This window comes from Desulfovibrio sp. 1188_IL3213, assembly GCF_036763145.1.
Classification (GTDB): Bacteria; Desulfobacterota; Desulfovibrionia; order Desulfovibrionales; family Desulfovibrionaceae; genus Desulfovibrio.
Window position 1 is genome coordinate 1 of sequence record NZ_JBAIYR010000201.1, and the last position, 4,076, is coordinate 4,076.

Sequence of the window (4,076 nt, forward strand, 5' to 3'; positions counted from 1 at the left end):
GGCCGGAACGCAGGGCAAAGACGCTTCAGGGCAGCCCGGCGGCACAACGCCCGACGCCGAAGGCGGCGAAGCACCGCAGAACAACTGGCACGAATTTTCAAAGCTGACCGGGGCCATCATTGCGCGCTCCATTCTTTTTGTGGGCTTCAACACCTTTATTCCCCTGTACTGGGTGAACGGCTTTGGGCAGAGCAAAACCGCCGGGGCCGTAGCCCTGACCATTTTCTGCACTTTCGGGGTTGCCAGCAACATTCTGGGCGGCGTACTGGCCGACAGGCACGGCTTCAGGGTCATCGTGCGTCTGGGCTTTGCCCTGATGACGCCCGCCGTGCTGGCTTTCGGCCTGCTGCCCAACCTTTATGCCGCTTATGCCCTGCTGCCCCTGCTCGGCTTTGTGCTCTACGCGCCCTTCAGTTCTCTGGTGGTTCTGGGGCAGACTTACCTTGCCCGCAATATCGGTTTTGCCTCGGGCATTACCCTGGGCCTGGCCACCAGCCTGGGGGGCGTGTTCGCTCCGCTGCTGGGCTGGATCGCCGACAATCACGGGCTGCCGCGCACCTTTCAGTGCCTGGCCGTGGTAGCCTTTATCGGCACGGTATTCGCCTTTGCCCTGCGCGAACATACGGCAAAGGTTCCGGCAAGGGCGGCGCGAAGATAGCCCCTCCGCCACGCACAGTTACGAACATTCAAAAAGCCCCTGTATCGGCATTCCCGGTACAGGGGCTTTTTTCGTCCGCTGTCGTGGTGCATGCCGGTTTTCACCCGCGCCTGCTCACAGAACACCCCGCGTTACGGAACGAAAGCAGATCAGCCCGCCCCCACGGAGTGTGCGCCATGTCAGTTTGTGTGCGAAAAATCATGTGCCAGATGTTTATAACGCGAATAACATAATGTTATTATTTAAATAATATAAAATTTTAAATGTTCTTTTTAGCAAAAACAGATCCGCCCGGGCAAATCTCGTTGCTTCGGGCGGATACCAGCCAATCTTGCAGCCGGATGTGCCTGATGTTTCCTTGGCGTAAAAACAGGTGCGCAAACTGTTCCTATCTTATGCAAGAATACAATATAAATGAATATATTTCAGAGCTACCCTGTTCTTTCCGTATGCGCAAAAAGGCAGCCCGGAAACCGGCAGGAAGGAGAGCCACCGGTTTCCGGACTGTTTACACGGGCTGCGCCCTGGGCCGCTCGGGGTGCGGCATCTTCCTCGACACTGTCTAGAGTTTTGTCTCATACCTGCGCAGCACCGAAGCTCCGTCGGTGCGGATGATCTTGAGCCAGCAGAAGGTCAGCAGCAACGAGGGCAATGCCATAAGCGCGCCGGAGAAGTTGCCGAACATCTTGGCAACACCGAGGCCGCCCATGCAGATCATGCCCAGAGCCAGAACGCACTGCACGAGGCACCAGAAGGTACGGGTGCAGGCGGTGCGGCTCGGAATCGGGGCTGAGGCGACGGGTGGCCGTGCTGGCGACCACATAGGAACCGGAGTTGACCGTGGTTGCCAGAAAGATGGTGGACAGCAGGCAGTACGCCACGAGCACCAGTTCCTTGAAGGGCAGCGTGCCAAGCACGGCAACCATTGCGGCGGCCCCGCCCTCTGTCTTGAGAATGCTTACGACGTCGAGAATGCCCGCATGCTGTACATAGAGCGAATAGGAACCAAAGATGCCGTGCATCAGACAGCCGCCGGAAACCGTACCCGTCATGTCCCACAAAATGATTTCACGCACGGTGCGCCCGCGTGAAATGCGCGCGATGAACAGCCCCATGAAAGGCCCGAAGCCTGCCCAGAACAAGGCGTAAAAAATGGTCCAGTCCTGTGGAAAGCTGCCGCCGCCCCAGGGATCTGTCCAGAACACCATGTTGGGATAGTTTCCGAGCCACTTGCCGAAGGCATTGGTGAAGATATTGAAAAGCTGCACCGTCGGCCCGCAAAAGAAGCAATAGGCCGCCAGCATCAGGGCCAGAATCACGTTCACGTCGCTCAGCCACCTGATGCCCTTGTCCAGCCCCCGATAAACCGTATACCCCGCCACCAGACCGCTTTGGCATGCTTATTGATTAACCATGCGGCATCACACAGCAATCTCATGCTCGTCATGCATCACCAAGGAGGTTTATACTTATGTCCGCCAAAGCCAAACGCGCCGTCCTCATCGGCTATGACTGCCTTATCCCCAAGAGGCTTGAACATATGCTGGCCCAGGGAGGGCTGGACAATTTCCGCAAGTTCATGAACGAAGGCAGCTACATTCCCGAAGGGTTCAACCTGCCTACGGTCACCCCGCCCTCCTGGGCCACCATCTGCACCGGCGCATGGCCCCGCACCCACGGCGTGGAAGACTATTACTACTATCATGAAGGCCGCAGCCTGGACTATAAAGAAACCACCCAGGCCTTCGGCTCCGACATCCTCACCGCCCAGACCATCTGGGACGCCTGGGACAAGGCGGGCAAAAAGTGTCTTGTGATCAACTACCCCATGTCCTGGCCGTCCAAGATGGACAAGGGCGTCATGATCATGGGCGAGGGCCTCAGCCCCGCCGAAACACGCTGGCCCCTGCACGGCAACGAGCACAAGGAATTTCTCTGCTCTGAAAGCGTGATCTCCACCGACTACTACCCCATGGGCGCGCAGGGCGTTTTTGATGACGCCAAAGGCTGGAAAAACCTGCCCGAAGGCGACGAACCGCTGGAAATGACCGTCAACATGACCTTCAAGGAATCCACCGAACCCCTTGAGGATCAGGTATGGCACTGTCTTGTCTGGCAAAGCGAAGACGACGGCTATGACCGCATGGCCCTGTGCCCCGAAAAAGACTACGCCAAGGCATTTTTCACCATCACCCTGGGCGCGTGGAGCGAACCCGTGCAGCACGACTTTACCATAAAGGCCGATGGCCGTACGGAAAAGGGCGTGTTTCGCTGCAAGCTCATGCAGCTGTCTGACGATGCTGAAGAATTCAAGCTTTACGTGTCCGGCATAGCGGGCCGCTGCGGCTTTGTTGCGCCTGCCGAAGCCGCCGCCCACATTGATTTTTCCAAAGACATCACGGCCAACGACATCGGTCTTGTGGCCTACCTGCACGGCATCATCGACACCGACACCGTGTGCGAACTTGTGGAATTTCACAGCGCATGGCTGTGGAACACCATCAGCTCGCTCATCAAGGCCAACCCGGACTGGGATCTGCTTTACATGCACTCCCACCCCATTGACTGGTTCTATCACGGCTGGCTCAGCGAACTGGACAGCAAGGACGATGCCGTGCGCGCCCGCGCCGAAAAAATGGAACGCCACATCTACGAAGTGGAAGACCGCCTGCTGGGCCGCCTGACGGACATCATGGGCGATGAGACCCTCATGTGCGTCTGCTCCGACCACGGCGCGACCCCCATGGGGCCGATCCTCAATACGGCCCACGCCCTCAAAGAGGCCGGGCTGTGCTCCTACGAGCCTAAAAAGTCGGAAAATTACTGGGATATTTACGAAGAAACCGAAGGTTTCAACTACGTGCTCGACGTGAGCAAGTCCGCGGCCGTGCCTCAGCGCTACATGTTTGTCTACGTCAACCTGAAGGACAAATACCCCGGCGGCATTGTGGAAGCCGAGGACTATGAAAAGGTGCGCGACCAGAGCATTGACGCCCTGCTTGACTACAAACATCCCGAAACCGGCGAACGCCCGGTGCTGCTGGCCGTGCGCCGCGAAGACGCTCATGTGTTCGGCATGGGAGGCGCGCAGGCGGGCGATGTGGTGTACGTGCTCAAGCCCGAATACATGGCCGAGCACGGCTATGGCCTGCCCACGGGCGAATCCGGCTGCGGCAGCCTGAAGAACCTGCTCATGTTCCGCGGGCCGAACATCAAAAAGGGTTACCGCTACACGCGCCCGCGCTGGCTGGCCGACATCGTGCCCACCTTCTGCTACGTGACCGGCAACCCCATTCCTGAAGACGCCGAAGGCGCGCCCATTTATCAGATCATGGAAAACCCCGATCTGGTGGACTAGCCCCGAATTCGCAACCGGCGGGGTACGCCCCGCATCAGACGCGCCCATACCCCACGCCGA

General features: G+C 58.4%; 3 protein-coding genes. 2 read left to right on the forward strand and 1 reads right to left on the reverse strand.

The genetic code is table 11. The annotated features are described in order from the left end of the window. A partial coding sequence (locus V6C16_RS08765; RefSeq protein WP_333543029.1) for an MFS transporter occupies nucleotides 1–658 on the forward strand: 658 nt, incomplete at its 5' end. 575 nt (nucleotides 659–1,233) lie between these two features. Here the strand turns inward: V6C16_RS08765 and V6C16_RS08770 are convergent. Continuing rightward, on the reverse strand, nucleotides 1,234–2,040 hold the full coding sequence (locus V6C16_RS08770; RefSeq protein WP_333535862.1) for a BCCT family transporter: 807 nt from the start codon (nucleotides 2,038–2,040) through the stop codon (nucleotides 1,234–1,236). Nucleotides 2,041–2,129: 89 nt separating this feature from the next. Here V6C16_RS08770 and V6C16_RS08775 point away from each other — a divergent pair, with 89 nt between their 5' ends. Further along, nucleotides 2,130–4,016: an alkaline phosphatase family protein gene (locus V6C16_RS08775; RefSeq protein WP_333535864.1), complete on the forward strand. Its 1,887-nt coding sequence runs from the start codon at nucleotides 2,130–2,132 to the stop codon at nucleotides 4,014–4,016. Nucleotides 4,017–4,076: the final 60 nt, after the last annotated feature.

What these genes read in the sequence shown, in the direction of transcription:
- V6C16_RS08775 (WP_333535864.1), top strand. Translation starts at nt 2,130, where the DNA reads ATGTCCGCCAAAGCCAAACGCGCCGTCCTCATCGGCTATGACTGCCTT.